21 protein-coding genes are annotated in these 23349 nt (G+C 56.3%); 11 read left to right on the forward strand and 10 right to left on the reverse strand.

The genetic code is table 11. The features are described from left to right. Nucleotides 1–3: 3 nt before the first annotated feature. Entirely contained in the window at nucleotides 4–1065 is a 1062-nt protein-coding gene (gene cyoA, locus ACR0CW_RS14070; RefSeq protein WP_155149439.1) for a ubiquinol oxidase subunit II, read from the reverse strand. 198 nt (nucleotides 1066–1263) lie between these two features. Here cyoA and ACR0CW_RS14075 point away from each other — a divergent pair, with 198 nt between their 5' ends. Then, nucleotides 1264–2535: an MFS transporter gene (locus tag ACR0CW_RS14075; RefSeq protein WP_170334655.1), complete on the forward strand. Its 1272-nt coding sequence runs from the start codon at nucleotides 1264–1266 to the stop codon at nucleotides 2533–2535. 66 nt (nucleotides 2536–2601) lie between these two features. Here ACR0CW_RS14075 and ACR0CW_RS14080 read toward each other — a convergent pair whose 3' ends face one another. Next, nucleotides 2602–3288 (reverse strand): DnaA N-terminal domain-containing protein, encoded by a 687-nt coding sequence (locus ACR0CW_RS14080; protein ID WP_480788259.1) that lies wholly within the window; start codon nucleotides 3286–3288, stop codon nucleotides 2602–2604. Nucleotides 3289–3756: 468 nt separating this feature from the next. Here ACR0CW_RS14080 and ACR0CW_RS14085 point away from each other — a divergent pair, with 468 nt between their 5' ends. Both ACR0CW_RS14085 and ACR0CW_RS14090 read left to right on the forward strand, forming a co-directional pair. Further along, complete coding sequence (locus tag ACR0CW_RS14085) at nucleotides 3757–5064, forward strand: AAA family ATPase (protein ID WP_480788260.1); 1308 nt, start codon at nucleotides 3757–3759, stop codon at nucleotides 5062–5064. Continuing rightward, on the forward strand, nucleotides 5061–6167 hold the full coding sequence (locus tag ACR0CW_RS14090; protein ID WP_480788261.1) for a ParB/RepB/Spo0J family partition protein: 1107 nt from the start codon (nucleotides 5061–5063) through the stop codon (nucleotides 6165–6167). Before ACR0CW_RS14085 ends, ACR0CW_RS14090 begins: the two co-directional genes overlap by 4 nt. Nucleotides 6168–6236: 69 nt before the next feature. On the opposite strand, the gene ACR0CW_RS14095 is transcribed toward ACR0CW_RS14090, so the two are convergent. Further along, nucleotides 6237–7292: a tyrosine-type recombinase/integrase gene (locus tag ACR0CW_RS14095; protein WP_480788262.1), complete on the reverse strand. Its 1056-nt coding sequence runs from the start codon at nucleotides 7290–7292 to the stop codon at nucleotides 6237–6239. A gap of 726 nt (nucleotides 7293–8018) precedes the next feature. On the opposite strand from ACR0CW_RS14095, the gene ACR0CW_RS14100 reads away from it, so the two are divergent. The 8 genes from ACR0CW_RS14100 to ACR0CW_RS14135 all read left to right on the forward strand — a co-directional run bounded on the left by ACR0CW_RS14100 (nucleotide 8019) and on the right by ACR0CW_RS14135 (nucleotide 16652). Further along, nucleotides 8019–9047 carry a GlxA family transcriptional regulator gene (locus tag ACR0CW_RS14100; RefSeq protein WP_480788263.1) on the forward strand — a complete coding sequence of 343 codons (1029 nt, stop codon included), beginning with the start codon at nucleotides 8019–8021 and terminating at the stop codon, nucleotides 9045–9047. A gap of 90 nt (nucleotides 9048–9137) precedes the next feature. Continuing rightward, complete coding sequence (locus tag ACR0CW_RS14105) at nucleotides 9138–10277, forward strand: aromatic ring-hydroxylating oxygenase subunit alpha (RefSeq protein WP_480788264.1); 1140 nt, start codon at nucleotides 9138–9140, stop codon at nucleotides 10275–10277. After that, nucleotides 10274–11815, forward strand: coding sequence for a choline-sulfatase (gene betC, locus ACR0CW_RS14110; RefSeq protein ID WP_480788265.1), 1542 nt, complete (start codon nucleotides 10274–10276; stop codon nucleotides 11813–11815). The genes ACR0CW_RS14105 and betC overlap by 4 nt, the downstream gene beginning before the upstream one ends. After that, a complete protein-coding gene (locus ACR0CW_RS14115) occupies nucleotides 11799–12599 on the forward strand; it encodes an SDR family NAD(P)-dependent oxidoreductase (RefSeq protein WP_480788266.1) in 801 nt (266 codons plus the stop codon). Before betC ends, ACR0CW_RS14115 begins: the two co-directional genes overlap by 17 nt. Before the next feature lie 10 nt (nucleotides 12600–12609). Further along, nucleotides 12610–13545 (forward strand): 3,5-dioxohexanoate:acetyl-CoA acetone transferase, encoded by a 936-nt coding sequence (kce, locus tag ACR0CW_RS14120; protein WP_480788267.1) that lies wholly within the window; start codon nucleotides 12610–12612, stop codon nucleotides 13543–13545. 10 nt (nucleotides 13546–13555) lie between these two features. Then, nucleotides 13556–14974, forward strand: coding sequence for an aminobutyraldehyde dehydrogenase (locus tag ACR0CW_RS14125; RefSeq protein WP_480788268.1), 1419 nt, complete (start codon nucleotides 13556–13558; stop codon nucleotides 14972–14974). Then, complete coding sequence (locus ACR0CW_RS14130) at nucleotides 14974–15714, forward strand: SDR family NAD(P)-dependent oxidoreductase (protein ID WP_480788269.1); 741 nt, start codon at nucleotides 14974–14976, stop codon at nucleotides 15712–15714. The genes ACR0CW_RS14125 and ACR0CW_RS14130 overlap by 1 nt, the downstream gene beginning before the upstream one ends. Further along, complete coding sequence (locus ACR0CW_RS14135; RefSeq protein ID WP_480788270.1) at nucleotides 15714–16652, forward strand: 3-hydroxyacyl-CoA dehydrogenase NAD-binding domain-containing protein; 939 nt, start codon at nucleotides 15714–15716, stop codon at nucleotides 16650–16652. The genes ACR0CW_RS14130 and ACR0CW_RS14135 overlap by 1 nt, the downstream gene beginning before the upstream one ends. A gap of 108 nt (nucleotides 16653–16760) precedes the next feature. Here ACR0CW_RS14135 and ACR0CW_RS14140 read toward each other — a convergent pair whose 3' ends face one another. From ACR0CW_RS14140 to ACR0CW_RS14170, 7 genes are read right to left on the reverse strand one after another with little or no spacing between them, the layout of a single operon-like run. Further along, nucleotides 16761–17804: an ABC transporter ATP-binding protein gene (locus ACR0CW_RS14140; RefSeq protein ID WP_480788271.1), complete on the reverse strand. Its 1044-nt coding sequence runs from the start codon at nucleotides 17802–17804 to the stop codon at nucleotides 16761–16763. Then, complete coding sequence (locus ACR0CW_RS14145) at nucleotides 17804–18589, reverse strand: ABC transporter permease (protein WP_155149408.1); 786 nt, start codon at nucleotides 18587–18589, stop codon at nucleotides 17804–17806. The genes ACR0CW_RS14140 and ACR0CW_RS14145 overlap by 1 nt, the downstream gene beginning before the upstream one ends. After that, a complete protein-coding gene (locus ACR0CW_RS14150) occupies nucleotides 18586–19449 on the reverse strand; it encodes an ABC transporter permease (RefSeq protein WP_480788272.1) in 864 nt (287 codons plus the stop codon). The genes ACR0CW_RS14145 and ACR0CW_RS14150 overlap by 4 nt, the downstream gene beginning before the upstream one ends. A 28-nt stretch (nucleotides 19450–19477) precedes the next feature. After that, the gene (locus ACR0CW_RS14155) at nucleotides 19478–20518 is read right to left on the reverse strand and encodes an ABC transporter substrate-binding protein (protein WP_480788273.1); all 1041 of its coding nucleotides are present in this window, start codon (nucleotides 20516–20518) and stop codon (nucleotides 19478–19480) included. A 41-nt stretch (nucleotides 20519–20559) separates the two neighbouring features. Then, nucleotides 20560–21492 (reverse strand): PfkB family carbohydrate kinase, encoded by a 933-nt coding sequence (locus tag ACR0CW_RS14160; protein ID WP_480788274.1) that lies wholly within the window; start codon nucleotides 21490–21492, stop codon nucleotides 20560–20562. Continuing rightward, the gene (locus ACR0CW_RS14165; RefSeq protein WP_480788275.1) at nucleotides 21489–22511 is read right to left on the reverse strand and encodes an ADP-ribosylglycohydrolase family protein; all 1023 of its coding nucleotides are present in this window, start codon (nucleotides 22509–22511) and stop codon (nucleotides 21489–21491) included. The genes ACR0CW_RS14160 and ACR0CW_RS14165 overlap by 4 nt, the downstream gene beginning before the upstream one ends. Nucleotides 22512–22531: 20 nt before the next feature. Further along, nucleotides 22532–23269: a GntR family transcriptional regulator gene (locus tag ACR0CW_RS14170; protein ID WP_480788276.1), complete on the reverse strand. Its 738-nt coding sequence runs from the start codon at nucleotides 23267–23269 to the stop codon at nucleotides 22532–22534. Nucleotides 23270–23349 lie beyond the last annotated feature (80 nt).

Here is a 23349-nt window from a genome sequence, read left to right on the forward strand (position 1 = left end):
AGGTCAGTTCGCGGCCGCCGGAGGAACCAGCGTCATCGCAGTGATAATTTCGTCTTCGCGGATGCGCATTTCAGGACGGATCATCGCCATCAGCGCACCGGGGTCATCGGCCGAGCAGATGCCACGGAACATTTCACGGTTCCAAAGCCCCTCAAGGCCACCACCGCCCAAGGCATCCACCATCATCATGTCATTGAGGCAAAGCGTGTCATCCTCGATGCACAGGTTGACGATCTTGTCCCACAATCCGTCTTCGACCGTGTTGTAGTAGGTCACAGGGTGGGAAATGCTGGGCTGGTTCAGCTGGGCAAGCGATTCCCGGTCCAACTCGGTTCCCTGCGCGCGCACCTGTTCAACCCAGGCATCAAAATCTGCCTGATCCTTGCCATGGAACTTAAAGCGCATCTGCGAAAAACCTTCGCCGCTGTAATTGGCCGAGAAACCGTCATAAATGCCGGCTTCGTTGATCACCGCATTCAACTCGGTCTGCATGCCGGACATGGCATAGATCTGTCCTGCAAGCGCCGGTACGAAGAACGAATTCATAACGGTGGTCGATGTGATTTCAAACTTGATCGGCCGGTCCACGATCGCAACCACTTCGTTGACAGTGGCAATACCCTCTTCCGGGTAGATGAACAGCCATTTCCAGTCCATTGCCGAAACCTGAATCACCATCGGCTCGACAGATTCGTCGATCTCTTCAACCGCCGAAATCCGCCTCAACGGCTCAAAAGGATCCAGCCTGTGGGTTGCTACATAGGTCAGCCCGGCAAGGCAGATGATGATCGCCAAGGGCACGGACCAGATGATGATCTCAAGACTGGTCGAATGATCCCAGTCCGGCTCATACGTCGCATCCTTATTCGACTCGCGGTACTTCCATGCGAAGAACACGGTCAACGCCATGACCGGAACGATCACGATCAGCATCAGGACCGTAGAGTACAAAATCAGGTCCGCCTGCTGAACGGCGACATCACCGGAAGGATCGAGGACAACCATGTCGCACCCTGCCAGTGCGATTAGCGACAACAATGCTGCCGCGGGAAATGCGCGCTTCATTTTCTTGCGTCTCTTGGATCGGTTTTGGACTGAAGAGTTGCTAAGCTGGCGAGACATTCACGTACCTCTGCTTGCGAGGCCCCTTGTGCTGTTTTCTATGTCGTGGTGCAATGCGACAAATGATGACCCACAGAATTACCTTTGGCTTGGTGCTCCGGGAACGATGGGTATCCCGAACATTCGAGACAGGAGTATATCATGACCAGCGTTGATAACACACCGCGCTACTCAGCTACGATTGACGAGGTGATCACCACCGTCGTCATGGCGCGAGTAACTGATTTCTTTGGATTTTTTGTCTATGCTATCGCTTCGGCCCTGGTATTTCCCCAATTGTTTTTTCCGATGCTCGACCCGCTGTCTGGTACGCTGGCGTCATTTGCGATCTTCTCTCTCGCATTTCTCGCACGCCCGGTCGCAAGCCTTTTGGGTCGAACCTTGCAGTACAAAATAGGCCGGGTCGGCAAGGTGTCACTCGCGCTTTTGCTGCTGGGAACGTCCACTGTCGCCATCGGTTTGCTGCCGGGATATGAGAAAATCGGCTGGCTCGCGCCTGTTTTATTGGCTGTTTTGCGCATTCTTCAGGGTCTTGGACTCGGTGGCGCCTGGGACGGATTGACGCTGCAGCTACAAAGCGCTGCGCCAAAAAACCGCAAGGGCCTCTATGCCATGGTACCCCAACTGGGCGGACCTATCGGATTCGTTGTGGCCGCTTCGATATTCTTCGTTCTCAACGGTTTTCTGACAGAAGAAGAGTTTATCAAATGGGGCTGGCGGTTCGCATTCTTCGCAGTAATGGCGGTGAATGTCGTATCCCTCTATGCTCGCGTCCGGCTGCTGAATGCCGATCTGGGTGTTGAGCCGGAAGTCACGGAATCTGCACCTCTGAAAGAGCTGGTTCAGAACGAGGGCAGAACCATCCTGCTTTCGGCCTTCCTGCCTCTGGCCAGCTATGCGCTGTTCCACATGGTCACCGTGTTCCCGCTTGCATTCGCAGCCATCTATGAGCGGTTCGAGATCACCGAGGTTCTGACCGTGCAGTTGATTGGCGGTACGCTGGCGATCCTGACAGTGATTGCATCGGGCATTCTGGCGGACATGTACAACCGGCGCACGGTGATCAAAATCAGCACGGTTCTGATCGTCCTGCTCAGCCTGTTGATAGGAACGTTGGCTCATTATCCATACGCCTACATCCTGTTCGGCTTCCTCGTGCTGGGCCTGTCATACGGTCAGGCAAGCGCCATCGTGCCAAAGCGTTTTCCGAAGAAATACCGCTATTCCGGTTCCGCTATGGCGACGAACCTGTCCTGGATTTTCGGAGCAGCCTTTGCGCCCCTGGTGGGAATCGGACTGACTGCAGTGTTCGGCCTGTGGGCTGCAGGGCTTTATCTGCTTTCGGGTGCGCTGGTGACATTTGGCGCGCTTAGCCTGCTGAACAAACGCGATTCAGACGACAGATCAGCTTGATCGACGAATTTGTTTACCGGGTAAGCGATGAATGCTTGCCCGGCGAGCGACGTAATGCAGACTTAGCTATTCGGCAGCTTCAACCCGAATGGATCTGATCGAAGGATCTGTGCGCCCGTAAGCTGCCAAAATTCGACCACTCCACTTCTGGGCGATGTAGTCTGCCATGAAACGAGATGGCGCCATCAGGGTTGCGACGCCCCCTGCCCTCTCGATCTCGGTAAGGTGCTGAAACCAGCTTGACCAGAGTTCAGGGTCGCGCCCATGCAGGGCCGCCTGAACGGCGCTCCAGACTTCGTCACCGTCTGTCTGAGCCAGGGGTGGCTTAACTGCGAATGGAACTATGTTCGAGGGTTCGACTTCCGGCTCATGTCCCATTCGTTCCGCAAAGTCTGAGCCAATGACAGGCCAAACCGTAGACGTATCCAGCATGATCTGTTTGAGGTCCAGCTCGTAAACGGCAACGCGTCCGCGAACAGCCGGGCGCTTAACCGCTATCCAGCCCAAACCACGTAGCTTGGCCATTTCTCTTTTGACCGTGCGCTCATCGACAGACCAAAGGCGGGCAATTTCTTCCCGCCCGATCGACAACTCATTGTTACGCCAGTTGTATCGCGTGGTGATCAGGCTCACGATTCGCAGAATGCTGCGCTGACGATGCTTGTCTCCGGATAAGGCATGGACAGCCAAAGCCGATAAAATATCATACTTGAGGGCTGGCGCATTTCGGCCAACCGGCTTTGAAAGCTGCATCCGGGTCCTCACCGTCTCGATCTGCCTCGTGCGGGTTAGTCCGCATCGTTAGCGCCGTTTCCCAACGCTTTTCGTAATGTTGCCCTGATTAGCGTCCAATGTGACGATTCTGTCAAGAGCCCTCTGAAATTGATGCAATTCGGAGCCCCATTCCGATCTAAAAATATAAATAGATTGGTGAAGTATTGGTGATGGGGGACATCTTGCGCGTCCCCCTATTTGAGAGGTTTGTCCCCCTAAATCGGGCAGAGCTCTCCGGTCTGTCCCCCTAAATCTTGTGCACTAAGCCAAGCGATGGGTGAAAGCAGGGAGGTCTCCTCTCCGAATCGGTCGGGCGTCAGAAAACCCTTAGTTTCTTACCCGCGGGTAAGATTGGGATTTCATAATAATTTCTTTTGCCAAAAACGCAAACCAAGCGTAAAAAGCGAATAGGCAAAAATTTACGTCCAATAAAAAGAGAGCTGAGGCATGTACACGCACGAAGACCTGAATGCATTGCGCAATCAATCCCTGAAGTTGCAGGGTTGGATTCGCCAGCAAACTTTCAGCCCCGAGATGGAGAAGACGCTGCGCCGGTTTTCCAGCTGGGAAGTTTCCGAGCTGATATTTCGGGTGAACCAGTCAACCTTTCGCGGCAAGCTGGCCGCTGACCCTTCTCTACCCGGTGGAGAGGTGGAGCCAGACGGCCGGCAACGTTGGTTCAGCCTTGAGGAGGTCAATGAGCTGCGTCGACGGCTCAAGGTCAATCGCAGATCCCTGATGCCGCCACGTCCTGTAGGAAAGCGGGCTATCCGTGCGGCAGTCGCGAACTTCAAGGGTGGCGCCGGCAAATCGACCGTCGCATTGCATCTAGCGCATGCCGCCGCTCTGGATGGGTATCGCGTGCTGGTGGTAGATTTCGACCCCCAGGCGACGCTGAGCCATTCCATGGGTCTAACGGATGTGACCGAGGACTTCACCGTTTGGGGCATCATGGCGCGGGACCTGATCCGCGAGACCGAGCGGATGAACAACCGCCCGGCGGCAGCGGAATCTGGAACTGCCCTGCCCCGCCGCGAGTTGCCGCCCTCGATCACCGACATGGGTCTTGGTGACCTGCGCATCGCAGACTTTATCAAACAAAGCTCATGGTCGACCATCGATGTCATCCCCTCCTGCGCCAACGCTGCCTTCGTTGAATTTGCCTCTGCGCAGTATCGGCATCTGAATCCGGAATGGTCGTTCTTTGCCGCGGTATCCCGATATCTCGATCAGATTCCCGACGATGCCTATGACCTGATCCTGTTCGATTGTCCTCCGGCCATTGGGTATCAGTCGATGAATGCGGTCTTCGCTGCTGACATGCTCTATGTGCCGTCCGGCCCAGGATATTGGGAATATGACTCGACCACGTCTTTCATTGGTCAATTGGCTGAGGCGCTCGAAGACCTTGCCTATGGTTTCGACAAGACCTTACCCACGGGTAAGATTGGTCTGCCCAAGACATTCTGTGAACTTCGCTTCTTGTTGACGCGTTACGAACCCGGAAACGCACTGCACCTTGCCATGTTCGATGCGTTCCGCAAGGTTTTCGGCGAACACGTTGCCGAGCACCCTGTCGAGATGACCCGCGCAGTTGAGCAGTCAGGCCGCTTCCTGAGCTCGGTCTATGAAATGGACTACCGCGAAATGACACGGGAGACCTGGCGGCGCGCACGATCGACCTTTGACAATGTATATGAAGAATTCCGGGGCGTAATGTTGTCGGCCTGGGACAAGCTGGAGGATGACGCATGAGCCGTAAACGCAGAATGTTCGATATCGATATGCCGGCTGTTGAGGATATACCGGTTGGCAAGGTTCCTGACAAAGTACTCGAAAAACGTCGCGGTCCAATGGCCGCTGCGATTTCCGAGAATGCGGATGCGTTGCGGGACCAACAATCTACAGAAGATGCAATTCGGTCCGAGAATGATCGACTGGCGCATGAGCTTGTCCGTTTACGTTCCGAAGGTCTTGTGACTGAGCACATCGCATTATCCGATGTGATGACTGAAAAGCTGACGCGCGATCGCAAACCCGGCCCTGATCCCGAACTGGATGAGCTCAAACTTTCAATCCAGGAGATTAGCCTGTCCAACCCCATCCGCGTAGAACGTCGACCCGATGGACGATTTGACCTGATTCAAGGAATGCGGCGCCTCTCGGCATATCGCGCCCTGTACGAGGAAACCGGTGATGAAGCCTATGCCAAAATCCCTGCAGGTATCGCCGAAGCGTCAGAGCTGAACGACAGCTATCGCCGTATGGTGGATGAAAATCTGATCCGCAAGGATATCTCCTTCGCTGAAATGGGTGCACTTGCGCGGGCATTTGCAGATGATCCGAACAACGATTGTGTGGATGTCGATAAGGCTGTGTCGATCCTGTTCAAGTCGGCGAGCTACACCAAGCGCAGCTATATTCGGGCTTTCGCCAGTCTTCTTTCCTTGCTGGAGAAAGTGCTGATGCATCCCAACGACATTCCGCGCAATGTCGGTGTGGAACTGAAGCGCAAGTTTGATACAGATCCCGGCCTTATCGGGCAGGTGAGCTCTGCGTTGATGAGTGAACCTGACCGGGACAGTAGCCGTGAGGTTGCCATTTTACGCAGCTTCTTAAACACAGAAGCTGCCGAGCCGACCAAGAATGCAACGAAGAACAACAGCAAACCACGTCGAGCCAAGACAACGTTTCAGGTGTCCGGACGGGCAGGGATCGCGAAGTGTTCGGCATCAAGCGGGCGTATTGATCTGCGGTATGACCTCGATTTCACACGGGTCGACAGGGCCCGGTTGGAACAGGCCATCTCAACACTTATTGCGGATCTCTGGGAAGAGGATGATCTTACCCACGGGTAAGAAAATGATATTTGGCTTGAATTTCAGCAATGGCGCCGGAGAGAGTTCCGGCGCCATTTTGTTTGCAAACTATCCCAGCAGATCCGTCGCCGGGTTCTCGGCAATATCGACGTCATCGTAGTATTTCTGGGCCTGAGCGAGCGAGCGATGCAGGGAGAGGCGCATTGCGGCCTGAATCGGCGCACCGTCCAGCGCCGCTTGTGTCAGGAAGCCGGAGCGCAGCCCGTGCGGTGAGGCAAAGTCTTCGGGCAGGCCCGCCAGTTTCAGCCGGTGCCGGATAATCTGATAGATCGCATCGGGTGACAGGCGGCGCTTGAGTACGCGATCCGCTTTGGAGATAGGGCGGAACAGCGGTCCATCGCGAATTTCGCCAACCTCGATCCAATGGACCAGCGCCTGTGCGGCGCGCCCCTTGAGCACCAACCGGGGTGTTTCACCTTTCTGGGTGGTTTTGGTTTCCAGCAGCGAAAGCCAGATCAGCCCGGCCTTGTTGAAATCCTTCAGACTGACATCTTCGCGCCGCAATCCGGCAATCTCGGAACGTCGTCGCCCACCCGAGGCCCAGCCCAGCATCAGCAAAGCCCGGTCACGGCAATCCCGACGGCTGCCACGGCAGGTTGCCAGAAGCTGCTCGAGAATGCCACGCGTGATAGGATGGGCAGATTTCGGGGCAGGAGGGCGGGCCGTAGCCCGGCGCGCCTTGGCGCGCGCCTGTTTGACCTGGGGCGCATCAAAAGGGCTGGTGAGGTTCTTCATCCGGTGGAACGCCAGCCAGGACGCGATGCGCCGGTCCAGCGTGGACGAGGCCGGGCAGGTTAGCGTCTTGCGCAATCCCTGCGCAATCAGCATGTCCGCTGATTGCCGGGCGATGTCCGCCTCAGATGCGCTGCTGAGATCGCGGGCGTGATCGAGAATGAAAGCGAGCGCTGTGGCCTCGGATTCCGGCCAGGCCAGTGCGGCACCAAACCGGGCAGATTTCCATGCTGTGATGTAGACCAGATCACGTTCGTAAGCCCGTAAAGTGTTTTCCGGGGTTCCTCGGATATACAGGTCACTCAGAGCCTCCTGATCGGCGAGAGTTAGGGTAGGGGTAGTGGCTGGTAGATATGGGACGGGAGGCTTCATGGCCGCCATTCTGTGCCGATTTTCTGGTGAAATCAATCACACATGATAATAGATACTTATCGAAGGTAATAGTGAGTGAGTCAAATTTCTAATGTAACGAACAAAAAGAGCGAATTATGCGCATAATGGTGGCTGGCATATTGTAAACCAATAAAACTACTGGAAACTGACGCAATTTCTGAACAATGCTGAAGGAGGCAGAAGAACAGCCGACACCCTGTCAAATGCATAGGCTGCTGCTGCAGGGAGTTTTCGGGCGTTAGTCGATCTCTTGCCATCACGCAAACCAGGTCAATGCCTGCCCAATTAGCCTTCAAGGGGTTTTTGAGTGTCGAAGTTCGGCTTTGGTTGACCTTTGGTTTGATGTAGCGCGGGTCGGTTTCGACAAGGTGTTGACGCTATGACCCCGTAGGTAAGACAGTTCGTCATGAGCAAACGTGTTTCGAAAGCCCACTTGAATGGATGCCGTTCTCTGCGATCAGTGATTTTATACGCCGTTTGAGCCTAACGTTGTTTCGTACCGAGGGTGTGCGAGTTTGAATACTTGTTGGCGGGGCGCGGCATCATCGTCAGTCACGAAACGATTTGTTCATGGTGATTAAACTCGGACCTCAATTGGGAAGATGTTTCCGCAGTATCCACACTCGGTGAAGGCTGGCGTTTCTATGCCGGGAATGATCTTCTAAAGTTGCATCCTTGTTTCTTAGAGACCGCTGCGTCGTGGCCATGCTGAAGAAAAACGAATTGACCGAGATTCTGGTTCTGGTCACGCCGCATTTCAATCTTGCGGCGACGATGGCGTTTTTGGACCCGTTCAGGGCTGCAAACTACCTGGCTGGAAAACAGCTTTTTCAGTGGAGTATAGCGTGTGAAACCGGCGCGCTTTGCCAAGCCAGCAACGGGGTGGAAGTTGCGGTCAGGCCGCTGGATTCCATTAAGCAATCACGACCAGACATAGTCGTTGCGTCCAGCAGTTGGACGCCCGAAGCTTTTACCAGTGAGCCCCTGCTTTCTGCGATACGCAAATACGCACGGACTGGCAGCTATGTTGCAGGGATCGATACCGCGGCCTTCATCCTGGCCGAAGCAGGTCTCTTGCGGGGGCGACGTGCCACCGTCCATTACGAGCATATAGATGCTTTCGGTGAGAAATATCCAGAGACTGAGGTGTGTGAGGATTTGTTCCTTCACGAAGGCAATATCGGTACTTGTTGTGGCGGGACTGCAACCGGCGAATTTGCACTGTTTCTGCTGCACGGGATTGTCGGCGATGCACTGACAAACGATTGCGCAAAATATCTGTTCTATCCCAATCTTCGTGGGCTGGGCGCACATCAGACCGACAGCCAACTGGAACCTCTGGGAAACACGGCGCCGCCCAAGGTCCGGAAAGCGATCGCGATCATGGAACAGCACTTGGAAACGCTGATTACCATTCCCGAGCTGTGCAAGCTTGCTGGGGTTTCTCAGCGTCAGTTGAACCGCCTGTTCCAGGAGTATGTGAAGACCAGTCCGCAATTGTATTACCGGGATATCCGGTTGGACCGGTCGAGAGGTTTGGTCACACAGACAGAGCTTCCCATCTCCGAAGTTGCGCAGGCCTGCGGATTTCCCAGCCAGGTCCATTTTGCACGTGCTTACAAGCAACGCTTTGGTCTGCCTCCAAGTCAGGATCGGATCGAGGGCAGGGTACCGTTCGAGTTTCGGGCCTGGCCGATGTACCGTCCAGCTGTGGGTATAAGGGATGGCGAATAAAGTTTAGTTTGTGGCGATTTGACTGCCCAAACCATTGTGGTTTTTGGCAGATCATACCTTTGCAAACCGGCAGGCAAAGGAGTGTCCTAAATGACAGACCTACCGACCCAGGCTCAATTCGCGACCATCGCTGAGGGCTATTCGGCGGATGCGGGCAATTCGCAATCTCTGAAAGCCGATGCTTATGTAAAGCAAGAGTGGTTTGCTGCCGATCAGCGTGAAATCATAGCCAAGTCCTGGCAATGGGTTTGCCACGTTGAGAAACTGCGGGAATCCGGTTCGTTTGTGACCATCGAAATAGCTGGGCAACCTATTGCGGTGGTTCGGGACCGCGAGGGTGTTCTGAGGGCGTTTTACAACGTCTGCAAACATCGTGCACACGAGTTGCTGAAAGGGGAAGGCAATACGACCCGCATCATGTGCCCCTATCATGCTTGGGTCTATAAGTTGGACGGTCAGCTGGTACGTGCGCCGGAAACTGAACATCTTGAGAATTTCAGCACCGGTGAGATCTGTCTCGATCAAGTTCAGGTCGAAGAATTCGCTGGCTTTGTTTACGTCAATCTGGACCCGACCGCGGCATCGCTGGAAGAGCAGTCAGGCAATCTGGAAACTGAAATCCGCCATTGGGCACCCGACATAGACCAACTCACTTTTGGTCACCGCCTGACCTATGACATCAAGTCGAATTGGAAGAATGTCGTCGACAATTTTCTGGAGTGCTATCACTGCCCCACCGCGCACAAGGATTTCTGCGATCTGGTGGATATGGATACCTACAAGGTCACCACACACGGCATCTATTCCAGCCACATGGCGGATGCGGGGAAGTCGGCAAATACCGCCTATGATGTTTCCAACGCCACCGTGCGCACCCATGCGGTCTGGTGGCTGTGGCCGACAACCTGCCTGATGCGGTATCCCGGACGGTCCAGCATGATTGTACTGAACATCATTCCCGTCGGACCGGATAGGACATTGGAGACATATGACTTCTTCCTTGAAACGCCCGAACCCGATGAAGGCGAACTCGATGCCATCCGTTATCTGGATGAAGTCCTGCAGGTCGAGGACATCAGCCTGGTCGAAAGCGTTCAGCGTGGCATGAGCACGCCCGCCTTCACCCAAGGACGCATTGTCAATGACCCGACCGGATCGGGAAAATCCGAACACGCAGTTCACCACTTTCATGGTTTGGTTCTGGAGGCCTATGCCGGAGCCGTCAGATGACGCGGCCCAACATCGTTGTCATCATGGCTGATCAGCTGGCCCCACATTGGACCGGAGCCTACGGCCACCCGGTCGCCAGGACTCCGAATATCGACGCACTGGCGGCGCGGGGAATGCGATTTGATGCGGCTTATTGCAATTCGCCGCTTTGCGCACCGTCTAGGTTTGCCTTCATGTCGGGCCAGTTGATCAGCCGCATCGCCGCCTATGACAACGCAAGCGAATTCCGCGCTTCGGTCCCAACCTTTGCTCATTATCTTAAGGCGTTGGGATATCGCACCTGCCTGTCCGGCAAGATGCACTTCGTAGGCCCCGACCAGAAACACGGGTTTCAGGATCGCGTCACCACCGATATCTACCCTGCCGATTTTGCGTGGACCCCAGATTGGGAGGCTCCGGACGAGCGCATCGATAAGTGGTATCACAACATGCAGACGGTCAAGGAAAGCGGTGTCGCTGTCGCCACGTTCCAGACCGATTACGATGACGAGGTCGGCTTTGCCGCGCGTCGTTGGCTGATTGACCGGGGACGCGAACGCGCGGCGGGGCAGGATACACCCTTTTGCATGGTGGCCAGCTTTATCCATCCGCATGATCCCTACGTCGCCAAACCCGAATGGTGGGACCTCTATGATGACGATGAGATTCCCATGCCTGAATATGTGCCTGCGCTGGATGAGCAGGATCCGTTTTCGCGCCGGGTGATGGATGGGATCGAAGCCAGCGTGGTGCCCCTGTCCGAGGAAGAGGTGCGCCGTGCCCGCCGTGCCTATCTGGCGAATGTAAGCTATTTTGACAGCAAGGTCGGTGCAATTGTCAAAGCCATCGACGATATCGGTGAACGCGACAACACCATCATCATCGTGACAGCAGATCATGGCGACATGCTGGGTGAGCGTGGGTTGTGGTACAAGATGAACTTCTTCGAACACTCTGCCCGTGTACCGCTGATTATGGCGGGCGCGGGTGTTTCCCATGGTGTAGCCGGAAATGCGTGCTCGCTTCTGGACCTGTTGCCAACCTTCATCGACATTGCTGGTGGCAGTGCAGTGACTTTGGGCGAACCGGTGGATGGCCGTTCCCTGATGCCCCTCGCGCGTGGCGAAGCCGACCCAGTGGATGAAGCGATCGGCGAATACTGTGCCGAGATGACGCCCTATCCCGTTTTCATGATCCGGCGCGGGCCTCTGAAGTACATTCATTGTGATGCAGACCCGCCTCAGCTTTATGATCTGGCTCAGGACCCGCTGGAAACGAAAAACATAGCTAATGAGCCTTCTTATCGGGATACTGCCGCAGCTTTCGCTGCAGAAGTGACCGAGCGATGGGACAGCGAAGAACTGCGTCGCAATATTATCGCCACTCAGAAATCCCGGCACGCGCTGCATGCTGCGATGGAGGCAGGGGCCGGAGAGCATTGGGACTACAACCCGCCGTCTGACGCCAGCCAGCAATATGTGCGCAACCACATGGATTGGACTGTGGCCGCCGAACACTATCGTTTAAACCCGAGGACACCCGATGACAGGAAAACTTGAAGGCAAAACCGCTTTGGTGACTGGCGGGCGCGGTGGCATTGGGCGTGCAATCGTCGCGCGCTTCCTCCGCGAAGGTGCCCATGTCTACGCCGCCGATCTTACCCCGCAGGGCTCGCTGTCTGAACATGACGAGGATGGCAGCGTCTTTGTCAAACTGGACGTCACGCAAGAGGCCGACGCAATCGCGACGATGGAGCGGGTCCAATCCGATACTGGTAAGCTGGATATTCTGGTCAATGCTGCAGGGATCGAGATCGAAAAAACCATCGAGGACACCTCGCTGGAAGAATGGAACCGCAGCTTTGCTGTAAACTGCACTGGCACGTTTCTGACTTCGAAATACGCACTGCCGCTGATGCGTAAAGCGGCCCAGTCAGGGACCAGTGCCAGCATTATCAACTTCGGTTCCTATGACGGGTTCATCGCTGATCCGGGCCTCGCAGCTTATTGTGCCACCAAGGGGGCAGTCCATGCACTGACCCGCGCGATGGCTTGTGACCACGGTCCTGAAGGCATCCGCGTCAACGCCATTTGTCCGGGCTATATCGATACGCCGATGTTACAGAGTTTCTTCACCGGCGATGGCTCTGGCGCGGGCGGGAAAACTATCGATCAGCTGCAACAGGCAGTGCGCGATGTTCACCCGATGCGCACCTATGGCACGCCCGAAGACATTGCCAACTTGGTCAATTGGCTGGCCTCGCACGAAGCACGTTATGCCTCGGGTCAACTGTGGGTGCTGGATGGCGGGCTGTCAGCCCAGGTGCAGCAGATGAAGCTCTGAGGATCGCGCCATGGCCAAGCAGAAACCTGTCATCATCACCTGCGCTCCGACCGGAGGGATCCACACGCCCACCATGTCCGAGCATCTGCCTATCACCCCCACTGAGATCGCAGCTGCATCGATCGAAGCAGCCGAGGCTGGTGCGTCGATTATCCACCTTCACGCGCGCGACCCGGAAACCGGAAAGCCCGATCCAAATCCCGACCTGTTCATGGATTTCCTGCCACGGATCAAACAGGCCACGGATGCGGTCATGAATGTCTCGACAGGTGGTGGTTTGGGCATGACCCGCGAAGAACGCCTGCGCGCCGCCGTGAAAGCTTCGCCCGAGATGGCGAGCATGAACATCGGGTCGATGAATTTCGGCATATTCCCGATGAAGGATAAGTATTCGAACTGGAAACACGCGTGGGAGCCCGAGTTTCTGGACATGACCCGCGATTTCATTTTCCGAAATACCTTCGCGGATATCGAATACTGCATAAAGGAACTGGGGCAGGGCCACGGCACCCGATTTGAATTCGAATGCTATGACCTCGGCCACCTCTACAACCTCGCGTGGATTCGCGATCAGGGTTGGATCGACGGTCCGATTTTTGTGCAGATGGTGTTTGGTATTCTGGGCGGTGTTGGCGCCGACCTCGATAACCTTATGCACATGCACACTATCGCCAACAAGCTGTTCGGGGATGAGTATGAATGGTCGGTTCTGGCCGCCGGTCGCTTTCAGATGCCCTTTACGACCCAAAGCGCATTGCTGGGTGGCAATGTCCGCGTCGGGATGGAGGATAGCTTGTACATCGGACCCGGTGAAAAGGCCGTATCCAGCGCTCAGCAGGTCCGGAAAATCCGCGACATTGTCGAAAATCTTGGCCTTACCGTCGCCACCCCTGACGAGGCACGTGCGCGCCTTGGGCTTAAGGGTGGCGATCAGGTTGCCTTCTGAAGGGGGAAACATGCAGACAAACATGCTGATCAATGGCGAGATGGTTGCGGGCGCCGGTGCCGAGCTGCCCATCGTCGACCCAGCCACCGAGGCAGAGATTGCCCGGTTACGAGAAGCCAGCCCAGAACAGGTCGAGGCCGCAGTGCGTTCGTCCGAAGCAGCCTTTGAGAGCTTCTCGCGCAGCACCCCGGCGGAACGGTCCGCGCTGTTGCTGGCTATCGCGGATTGCCTTGAAGAAAATCAGGATGAACTGGCCGAGCTAGAAAGTTTGAACGCTGGCAAACCCTGGCCCTCGGCTCGTGACGATGAGATGCCACTGATCATCGACACATTCCGGTTCTTCGCCGGGGCGGCGCGAACGATGTCTGGTTCTGCCGCAGGTGAGTATGTGGCGGGCCATACCAGTATGATCCGCCGCGATCCGGTTGGGCCAGTCGCGGCCATCGCACCCTGGAACTATCCGCTTATGATGGCCGCCTGGAAGCTGGCCGCTCCCATTGCCGCAGGTTGCACCGTTGTCCTGAAACCCTCGGAACTCACGCCGTTATCCACGTTACGAGCCGCTGAGCTTTTGAACGATATTCTGCCTAAAGGTGTTCTGAATGTGATCCATGGCGCCGGTCCGACTATCGGAGATCAGTTGATCAACAGCCCCGGGATGGAGGCCATTACAGTGACCGGCAGTCCTGCCACTGGCATGGCGGCGATGCGGGCTGCGGGCAACCAGATCCGGCATGTACATCTGGAATTGGGTGGCAAGGCCCCGGTGATCGTCTTTGACGATGCAGATATTGAGGCCGTTGCCGAAACGATCAGGTTTGGCAGCTTCTTCAACGCGGGTCAGGATTGTGCTCAGCCTTGCCGCGTGCTGGTACAGGATGGTGCCTATGACAAACTGGTTGCGGCCATTGCGGCTCAGGTCAGCCAAATCCAGATCGGCAGGCAGAAGGCTGAAGGCACTGAAATGGGCCCGGTGATCTCAGCCAGCCAGCGTGATCGTGTAGCGGGCTTCGTTGATCGCGCCCGAGCCAGCTGCGAGGTCGTAGTCGGCGGCGCCTCAGGCGATGGTGCGGGTTACTTCTACAAGCCGACTGTTTTGGCCAATGTCGACAACGATGCTGAGGTGGCCACTCATGAAGTTTTCGGCCCCGTCGTCTCAGTCTCTCGTTTCAGTGACGCCGAAGATGCCTTGCGCATTGCCAATTCTGACCGTTATGGGCTGGCCTCTTCGGTCTGGACCGCAAATGTCGGTCGCGCAATGGAAATGACCAGCCGACTGCGTTACGGATTTACATGGGTCAACACTCATGGGGTAGGGACCCCGGAAATGCCATGGGCTGCGATGAAAGGATCCGGAACCGGTTGCGACATGAGTGTCTATGCGCTGGATGCCTATACTTCGATCCGTCACGTCATGGTGGCACACTGATGCGGTTGGCTGGGAAAAGAGCACTGGTCACCGGTGGCCGCCAAGGCATCGGGCGCGGGATTGTTGAGGCTTTTTTAGCCGAGGGCGCAACCGTTAGCACATGCGGGCGCGGTAACCGGCCTAAGGGCCTGCCGGATGCGGTAACCTGGTACGGTGCGGACGTATCTGACGTGGAGCAGGTCGAAGAACTGGCTCAAGCTGCCGGTGTCGTCGATATTCTGGTCAACAATGCTGGCGTGCAGGTTGAAAAAACTGTTGTCGAAAGTACCGACGCCGATTGGGATCTGGTCATTGGGGCTAATTGTCGGGGCGTCTTCAATATGTGCCGGGCGTTTATTCCAACCATGCCGCAGGGTGGGTCGATCATCAATATCGGATCAATTTCCGGCAAGGTCGCAGACCCATCCATGGCGCTCTATAACGCGTCAAAGGCTTTTGTTCATGGGCTGACACGCTCGATCGCGGTGGATCATGGCCCAAAAATTCGTTGCAATGCGATCTGCCCAGGTTGGATCGAGACAGGCATGTTGGACGCTGGTTTTGATCTGTCCGATGACCCGCAGGCAGCCCGAAAAGACGCGCTGTCCCGGCATGCCACACGCCGGTTTGGCCAGCCTGGCGACATTGCTGCCATGGCCGTATGGCTGGCGTCGGATGAGGCAGGGTTCGCCACCGGGCAGTTGTTCACGATTGACGGTGGAATGACTGCTGCATCACCTATCAATACAGGGCTATTCTGATGGTAGAAATCTCACATACTGCTGTTCTGGGCGCGGGCACAATTGGCGCCAGCTGGACCGCCCTGTTTCTGGCCTCGGGCCGGTCTGTAACGGTCTACGACCCCGCCGATGGTGTGGAAAGCGACGTACGCGCCTATATCGACCAAGCTTGGAAATCCATGAATGAATTGGGTTTGACAACGCGAGGTTCCCCGGATCAGGTCAGCTTCGTTCGTTCGGCACGCGAAGCGGTTGAGGGCGCGGACTTCGTACAGGAGAACGTCCCCGAACGCTTGCCGATCAAGCACGCAATTTTTGCTGAGATTGAACCGGGTATCGCGCTGCACGCTGTCATCGCAAGCTCGGCTTCCGGTCTGACACTTGGCCAGATGCAGGCAGGTTGGCAAAACCCGGGTCGCTTTATTCTTGGCCATCCTTTCAACCCGCCGCACCTGATCCCGCTGGTCGAAGTGATGGGCAACGACCTGACTGACGCAGATGCGGTGTCCACGGCCGAGGCATTCTACAAGGACATCGGTAAGGTCACTATCCGCGTTAACAAGGAAGTCCCCGGCCATGTCGCCAACCGATTGCAGGCGGCTGTCTGGCGCGAGGCCATTCACTTGGTGCAAACCGGTGTCGCCAGCGTCGGAGACGTCGACAAGGCCATGTCCGCCGGACCCGGGTTACGATGGGCCGCCATGGGGCCGACGACGCTTTTCAGCCTTGGTGCCGGATCAGGCGGTCTTCCTGCTTTTTGTGATCATTTCGCCGACACGTTCAATGGCTGGTGGGATGATCTTGGAACACCCCAACTCACCCCTGAGGTTGCAGAATTGCTAGCACAGGGTCTGGCGGCATCGCACAACGACACATCAGTCGAAGAACTTGCCGCTTTGCGCGATGCGAGAATTGTGAAGATGCAGGCGGCTTTAACAGAAGTGAAAGAGGGAAAGTGACTTTCGAAAAGCAAAATGCAGCCCAGAAATAGCAGGGCTGCCACCTATTCTGCTTGCTGTGCACTCAAGGGAATTTGTGACTGAACCGCTTGGGACCAAAAAAATCCACTATGGGTTGGGAACAACCATTGTGTGTTCCGGTTTCCAGCTCAGCCAGATTTCGCCGCCTTCTGGTAGGTCCGGGATGTCCTGATCGCGCGCGATCACCTTGAATGTGTTTCCGCCGTTTTCCAAAACACAGGTCGCCATTGCACCAGCAAAGATGCGCCGGACCAGTGTTGCGGGGATCTTGGAAATCGCATCCCCGCCGGGCTCCGAGGTTGAAATGCTCATGTTCTCGGGCCGGACAGCGAGAGTAGACTGCTCTGTCGCCCCGCTTGGCAGCTTGATATCCGCCCTGGCAGAGCTCAGCGCTGTGCCGCCCTGAGCGGTCAGAATGTTTGCTTCACCCAGAAACTCGGCTGTGAAGATATCGACGGGGTTATTGTACACCTCCCGTGGTGGGCCGGCTTGAATCATAGTGCCCTGCCTGAGGATGCCGATCTTGTCGGACAATGTCAGAGCCTCCTCCTGATCGTGGGTTACAAAGATCGTAGTAATCCCAATCTCGCGCTGGATGCGCTTTAGTTCGATCTGCATGTCCACACGCAACGACTTGTCCAGCGCTGACAGAGGTTCGTCCAGCAACAGCACTTTGGGATTGGTCACGATTGCCCGTGCCAATGCCACGCGCTGTCGTTGCCCGCCGGAAAGCTGGTGCGGTTTTCGGTCGCCTAACTGGCCGAGCTGAACGAGCTCTAACGCCTCACCCACACGGCGGCGCTCTTCTGCGGCGCCTACTTTGCGCACGCGCAGACCAAAGCCCACATTGTCCGCCACTGTCATGTTGGGAAACAGGGCATAGTTCTGAAACATCATCCCGATATCGCGCTTTTCGACCGGAATGTTCTCGACAGATTGGTCGCCGATATAGATCGAGCCGCTATCCGCAAAGATGAATCCCGCGATCGCGCGAAGCAACGTTGTCTTGCCACTGCCGGACGGGCCGAGCAGGGCAAAGAACCCGCCGTTCGGGAAATCCATGGTGACATCGTTCAGCGCCTTGAGCGATCCAAAGTATTTAGTGACGTTCTGGACAGAGACTTCGGCCATCAGCGCTCTCCTCCGAAATTTGAAAACCGGGCTGCAAACAGCATCACGGCCATTGAGATGACGATTATGATTGTCGAGATTGCGTTGATTTCCGGCGTGAAACCTTTGCGGATCGACGTGTAGATCAGCACCGGCAAAGTACTGTCACCGGGTTCGGACAGGAAATACGAGACGACGAACTGATCAAAGCTGACCGCGAAGGCGAACAGGGCACCCGCGATGATACCCGACGCAATCCATGGCAGGGTCACGCGTCTGGTCACGGTCCAGCTGTCTGCGCCCATGGATCGGGCAGCCTCTTCCAGAGTCACGTCAAAGGTCGCCAGCCGAGCGCTTACCACCACGATTACGTAAGGCAGAGCGAGAGCGACATGGCCAATCAGAACAGAAGGTGTGCCACGCCCCAATCCGACGCCGTAGAAAAAGATCAACATTGCCGTGCCGGTAATGAGCCAGGGGATTGCGATCGGCGGGAACAGCATGACCTGCAGAAATCGCTTTCCGCGAAACTCGAACCTGAAAAGCGCCAAAGATGCGGCTGTCCCCAGTGTTGTGGCAATCACAGTCGTGGCCAGCGCGATAAGAACCGACCGGGTCGCAGCATTCAGGATCTCGGTATTCTGGCTGAGCTTTTCGTACCAAGTCAGCGAGAACTCAAATGGCAGCTGATAATATTGCGAGGCGTTGAATGACATGAACGCCATGACGATGATCGGCGCGTAAAGAAAGAACAGGATCAGCCCAAGCCAGGCTTTTCCGATCCAGGCGAGATAAGTCCCCTTCATGTCTGAGCCCTCCGCAGAACCGGGCTGGCGGTTGCCAGGATCAGCAACACAACTGCCAGCAGGATAAATGACAATGCGGCTCCCAATGGCCAGTTGAAGACAGCAACGAATTGGTCCTCGATGACGGTGCCAAAATATGTGCCAACGCGTCCGCCTAGGATGCGGGGTTCCATGAATGACCCGACTACGGGCACAAATATCAGCACGGCGCCCGCCAACAGGCCTGGCAGCGAAAGAGGGAGAATGAGGCGCCACAGGATGGTCAACTTGTTAGCACCCATTGAGCGGGCGGCATCGATCAAGCTGTCGTCTATCGCCTGCAGCGCCAGATACGACGTCAGGATCACATAAGGTAGATAGGAATGAACCAGCCCGATCACGATGGCCGGAGTCGAAAACATCAGATTCACATCCACCTCAAAAGGCAGAATTGCATTCAGGCCCAGATCGAGCACTCCGTTCCCGCGCAGCACGATCGCCCATGAAAAGATACGAACCAGTGAGTTTGACCAGAAGGGTAGGATAACCAGCAGAAACAGTGCCTCGCGCGATTTTCCCTTGATCACCTTGGCCAACACATAGGCGCAGGGAAAACCCACAAGCACCGAAACCGCGGTCACCGTCAGGCCGAGCTTGATGGATTTCCACAGCAGCGTTGCATAGGTCGAGGTTTGAAAGAACGCCTGATAATTGTCCGTGGTGTAACGCCATTCGGCATCGCCAAACGGCACATCCGACAGAAAGCTGAAATAGAGCATCGCCGACAGTGGCAGAAAAATTGCCACTGTCAGCCAGATATAGGCGGGGGAAAGCAACGAGGCGATCTTGAGCCTGTCCTGACGGGCAAGAACCGTTGACATGTCTGCTTTCTCCCTTGCTTTGGCCTGATTATTGCGCGGCCTTCAGGCTTTGCCACAATTCCAGGTACTTCTCGCGGTTTTCATCGGAGACCGGACGCTGGAACTGCACACGGGCCACAACGGCAGGATCGCCCAGAACGCGCTTGTTGAATGCGTCATCAGGCAGAGCATCAGCGGCCTTGGCATTTGCCGAGGCCGGGGCACCGCTTTCGGCCCATTTCACATAAAATTCCGGGTCAATCATCCAGTTGATAAAGGCGTGTGCTGCCTCTTTCTTGGTAGAGGTTTCAGGGATGGACAGCCCGTCAAGCCAACCGATTGCGCCTTCATCAGGGACGACGAACTGAACCGGCAGACCAGAGGCCATCGACCTGCTTGCAGAACCGGACCAGAAGGTCGCCACGTCCAGATCACCGGCGGCCATGAACTGGTTCCAGTCGTTCTCCGAACCCCAGTAGGTTTTGATCTGTGGCATCAACGCCGCCAGCTTGGCCTCAATGGCATCCAGATCCTGAATGTCGTTGATGTCCTGACCGGTGGCGATTGCCGCGAACTGAACCGCCTCCAGCGCATCGTCGCGGATCGACACCTTGCCTTCATGTGCTGGATCCCAGAACACCTCGATCGAGGTTGGCATTTCGCTGAACTCATTGGTGTTCACTGCAAACGAGGTCAGGCCCCAGGTCCAGGGCACACCATGTAGCGCACCACCTGCATTCAGGTCCTGATTGGTGGCCATGTTCTCTGAGACATCGCTAAAGTTGGCAACAAGCGAGCTATCGACCGGCCCAATCAACCCTTCGGCCTGCGCCTGAGGGGTGAAGGCCGCATTGATCAGAACCACGTCATAGGCACCCGGATTGGTCCGCAGCTTTGTCAGCATCTCCTGTTCCGAGTTGAAGTATTCATGAACAACGGTGTGACCGGTGGCTTCGGTAAACGCAGCGATGGCCCAGTCCTGATCGGTGCCATAGCCCTGCCAATTCAGAACGCGAATTTCATCAGCCAGTACGACCGTGCCCATGGTTGTGAGGGCAACTGAGGTTGCCAGAAAGATGTGTTTGTTCATTGTCGTCTCCCAGTTGGATGGTCTTTAGCTTCGGTTCTCGATCAACCAGCCTCTTTCTTGCTCAGGGCGTTTTCGACGACCGCTTCGGTTGGGGCCGTCGCCGGTCCTTTTTGTGTGGTCGACAAAGCTGCTGCGACATTTGCGTAAACGGCAGCTTGTTTTGGGGATTCGCCGCGTGACATTCGGGCAATGAAACTGCCGATATGAGTGTCACCGGCCCCATTTGTGTCCAAGGCCTGAACACGGAAAGGTGCGATGTGTTCAAGGGCACCCTGCCGGGCCAGAATGCAGCCGTCTTCGCCCAGACGCACTACGACACCTCCGTCGCCGGGGCGTGTTTCAGCGAGTGTTTTGGCGGCTTCGGCCGGATCAGCGTGTCCTGTCAAAACCGCTGCTTCCCGCATATTCGCGCTGATCCACGTTGCTCGGGTCATCGCTGCCTGAAGAGCCTCGCGATTTAGTGAGGCGACTATGGGCGACGGGTCGAAAACCAAGTTGCGTATTTTGTCGTCACCGGTCAGCCATTGGTGTAACGACTGACGCGATCCGGCGTAGTGCAAGGCATAACCCGATAACAGCGTCCAACCGAACTCATGAAAGCTGATCTGAGTCAGATCTTCGTCAGTTACATGCCCCTCGGCACCGTCGCTGGCCACGAACGTTCGCTCGCCTTGCGGGTCGATCATCACGGTGCAGCAACCCTGATCGCGGCTGAGATCCTGTGTCCGCAGGAAAGGAATACTCTCAGTGTTGAGGCCTTCGCGAACAATTTTGGCAAACGGACCGGACCCGATCGAGCCACCGTAGAACACCATCATGCCAGCGCGTTTCGCGGCGACCATCGCGTTGAAACCACCGCCCGGCGTGATTGAGAAACCTTTGACAATGGCTTCTTCCCCCGGCGCAGGCACGGCTTCGACTTCGTAGAGAAGGTCGGCAACGACACCGGACATCTGCAAGAGGCGATTGGTCATCTCGTTGCCTCCGTCGTGTCGCGTAGAGCATCTGCTGAAACGCCGCGCAGGGTCAGCAGTTGTTCAGCCGTCGCTTCGATTGCGAGGTCATTTGCCGAGCGGACAGGGGCAAGCACATTAGGGTCAATACTCTGGATGCCAGCGCAGGCACCTGCCATCGCGCCGGCAATCGCACCGATGGTGTCTGTATCGTCTCCTATGTTGGCCGCGATCTGTGCGGCTTCCCAAACATCACCTGAAGCCATTCGCACTACGCCGAATGCCGCCGGGACAGATTCATATGATGCGACAGACGTTCCCACTAACTGCGCAAATTCGTCAGCAGCGATACCTGTGTCCGCTAGGTTCAATGCGTAAGATATCCGCTTGCGCATATCGGTTTCACCTGACCGGTAACCGCGTTCCTGCCCCTTCTCGGTAGCATCTAAAGCGGCTGTGATCGCAGCGTCGTAATCAAGCCCGTCCACGCCGCTGCTGACAACGGTAGCAACTGCCGCGGCTGCGGCGATCGCCTCGCCTGTGTTGTGCGTCATCCGGCAGGCCAGTTCGACGCGGTCCAGAAAAGTGTCGGATGGTTCGTATTTGGTGGCAATTCCAACCGGGGCGATCCGCATCGCAGCGCCGTTCGTTGTACCATTTCGTCCGGTTTCAAGTGCTGACTCCCCGGCCAGCATCGCGGCGAGCGCTGCTTTGGAGGACGGCCCCAGCAAATCGCGCAAACCCCGCGCCCTGACATCGCGTTCCCAATCCAGCAAGTCCTGTGCCCAAAGCGCCTCGTCAAAGCCATTGCAGTCTTCGACAAGGCGTTTCGCCAACAAGAACGCCTGCTCGGTGTCATCCGTCACCTGTGCCGCCCGAAGGCCGTGCGAAACGGGATGATCCGGGTAAGGCGCGACATAGGTGGTGATATCACCATAGTGGTCTGCGATCTGCTGTCGCGACAGGGTTTGGGATGGCATGCCTAATGCATCCCCGATCGCCATACCGGCGAGGGCACCACACGCGCGATCATATGCCAAGCCTCTGTCCGTCAACGCTGTCAAAACTCCATTTGCAGACCGAACAGGTCCGGATCCAGAATGCTCTCGACATATTCCAGGGTTGCCCCGTCGGCTGAACGCGTCAGACGGCAAAGCCGCAGCATTGGCTCGCCCTTCTCACGCCCCATCACGGCCGCATCCGCCGCGCTGAGGGCAGGCAGCACTCGGGCCCATTCTTTTCCCCCGTCGACGCTCAGCCCGCGAAGCCGCAGCGTTTCCGTCAATGACCCATTTTCAAGGCCGTTATCCAGGATTTCGGAAAACCCAGAACGCCAGGCAACGCGACTGCGTTCGAGCGAAACGCCCTGACCGGTTTTCACGCGAAACCGTAAGCGGTCGACGATCAGGAAGTCGGTGTCGGTCAAATCCGGTACATCAGTCAGATCCATTCCCCCGCGCGCAAGACGTAAGACGCGGGTCGCGAGCTCGGTGTCACCCGAGGACAGCGCGACACTCCATCCGGTGCGGTCGTCGATAGTTTGACCACCAAAGGTCACAAATGATCCGATCCCTCTCCGGGTCGTGATCAAGCCTTTGCGGCAGAGGATTTCGAGACTTTTGCGCACGGTATTTCGACTGACCGAAAACCGTCTGACAAGCTCATTTTCGCTGGCTAACGGTGTCCCGTTTCCAAGCCCGCCGGACCTGATCTCTTCTTCCAGCTGATGCGCTATTCTGACCGACTTGGAGGCTCCGATCAGATCGCTACTTGTTGATTCTTGTTCAAGCTTGTTCATACATGTACCTTATTCAGATTCAAAAACCTGTCAACAACGGTTTTGGGTTCATTCGCCAGTTGAAAACTACCGCAGAGAAT

This window comes from Ruegeria sp. CH6 (assembly GCF_056537005.1).

Coding starts and splice junctions, on each gene's coding strand:
- cyoA (WP_155149439.1), bottom strand. CDS start 1,065: ATGAAGCGCGCATTTCCCGCGGCAGCATTGTTGTCGCTAATCGCACTG.
- ACR0CW_RS14075 (WP_170334655.1), top strand. CDS start 1,264: ATGACCAGCGTTGATAACACACCGCGCTACTCAGCTACGATTGACGAG.
- ACR0CW_RS14080 (WP_480788259.1), bottom strand. CDS start 3,288: ATGCAGCTTTCAAAGCCGGTTGGCCGAAATGCGCCAGCCCTCAAGTAT.
- ACR0CW_RS14085 (WP_480788260.1), top strand. CDS start 3,757: ATGTACACGCACGAAGACCTGAATGCATTGCGCAATCAATCCCTGAAG.
- ACR0CW_RS14090 (WP_480788261.1), top strand. CDS start 5,061: ATGAGCCGTAAACGCAGAATGTTCGATATCGATATGCCGGCTGTTGAG.
- ACR0CW_RS14095 (WP_480788262.1), bottom strand. CDS start 7,292: ATGAAGCCTCCCGTCCCATATCTACCAGCCACTACCCCTACCCTAACT.
- ACR0CW_RS14100 (WP_480788263.1), top strand. CDS start 8,019: ATGCTGAAGAAAAACGAATTGACCGAGATTCTGGTTCTGGTCACGCCG.
- ACR0CW_RS14105 (WP_480788264.1), top strand. CDS start 9,138: ATGACAGACCTACCGACCCAGGCTCAATTCGCGACCATCGCTGAGGGC.
- betC (WP_480788265.1), top strand. CDS start 10,274: ATGACGCGGCCCAACATCGTTGTCATCATGGCTGATCAGCTGGCCCCA.
- ACR0CW_RS14115 (WP_480788266.1), top strand. CDS start 11,799: ATGACAGGAAAACTTGAAGGCAAAACCGCTTTGGTGACTGGCGGGCGC.
- kce (WP_480788267.1), top strand. CDS start 12,610: ATGGCCAAGCAGAAACCTGTCATCATCACCTGCGCTCCGACCGGAGGG.
- ACR0CW_RS14125 (WP_480788268.1), top strand. CDS start 13,556: ATGCAGACAAACATGCTGATCAATGGCGAGATGGTTGCGGGCGCCGGT.
- ACR0CW_RS14130 (WP_480788269.1), top strand. CDS start 14,974: ATGCGGTTGGCTGGGAAAAGAGCACTGGTCACCGGTGGCCGCCAAGGC.
- ACR0CW_RS14135 (WP_480788270.1), top strand. CDS start 15,714: ATGGTAGAAATCTCACATACTGCTGTTCTGGGCGCGGGCACAATTGGC.
- ACR0CW_RS14140 (WP_480788271.1), bottom strand. CDS start 17,804: ATGGCCGAAGTCTCTGTCCAGAACGTCACTAAATACTTTGGATCGCTC.
- ACR0CW_RS14145 (WP_155149408.1), bottom strand. CDS start 18,589: ATGAAGGGGACTTATCTCGCCTGGATCGGAAAAGCCTGGCTTGGGCTG.
- ACR0CW_RS14150 (WP_480788272.1), bottom strand. CDS start 19,449: ATGTCAACGGTTCTTGCCCGTCAGGACAGGCTCAAGATCGCCTCGTTG.
- ACR0CW_RS14155 (WP_480788273.1), bottom strand. CDS start 20,518: ATGAACAAACACATCTTTCTGGCAACCTCAGTTGCCCTCACAACCATG.
- ACR0CW_RS14160 (WP_480788274.1), bottom strand. CDS start 21,492: ATGACCAATCGCCTCTTGCAGATGTCCGGTGTCGTTGCCGACCTTCTC.
- ACR0CW_RS14170 (WP_480788276.1), bottom strand. CDS start 23,269: ATGAACAAGCTTGAACAAGAATCAACAAGTAGCGATCTGATCGGAGCC.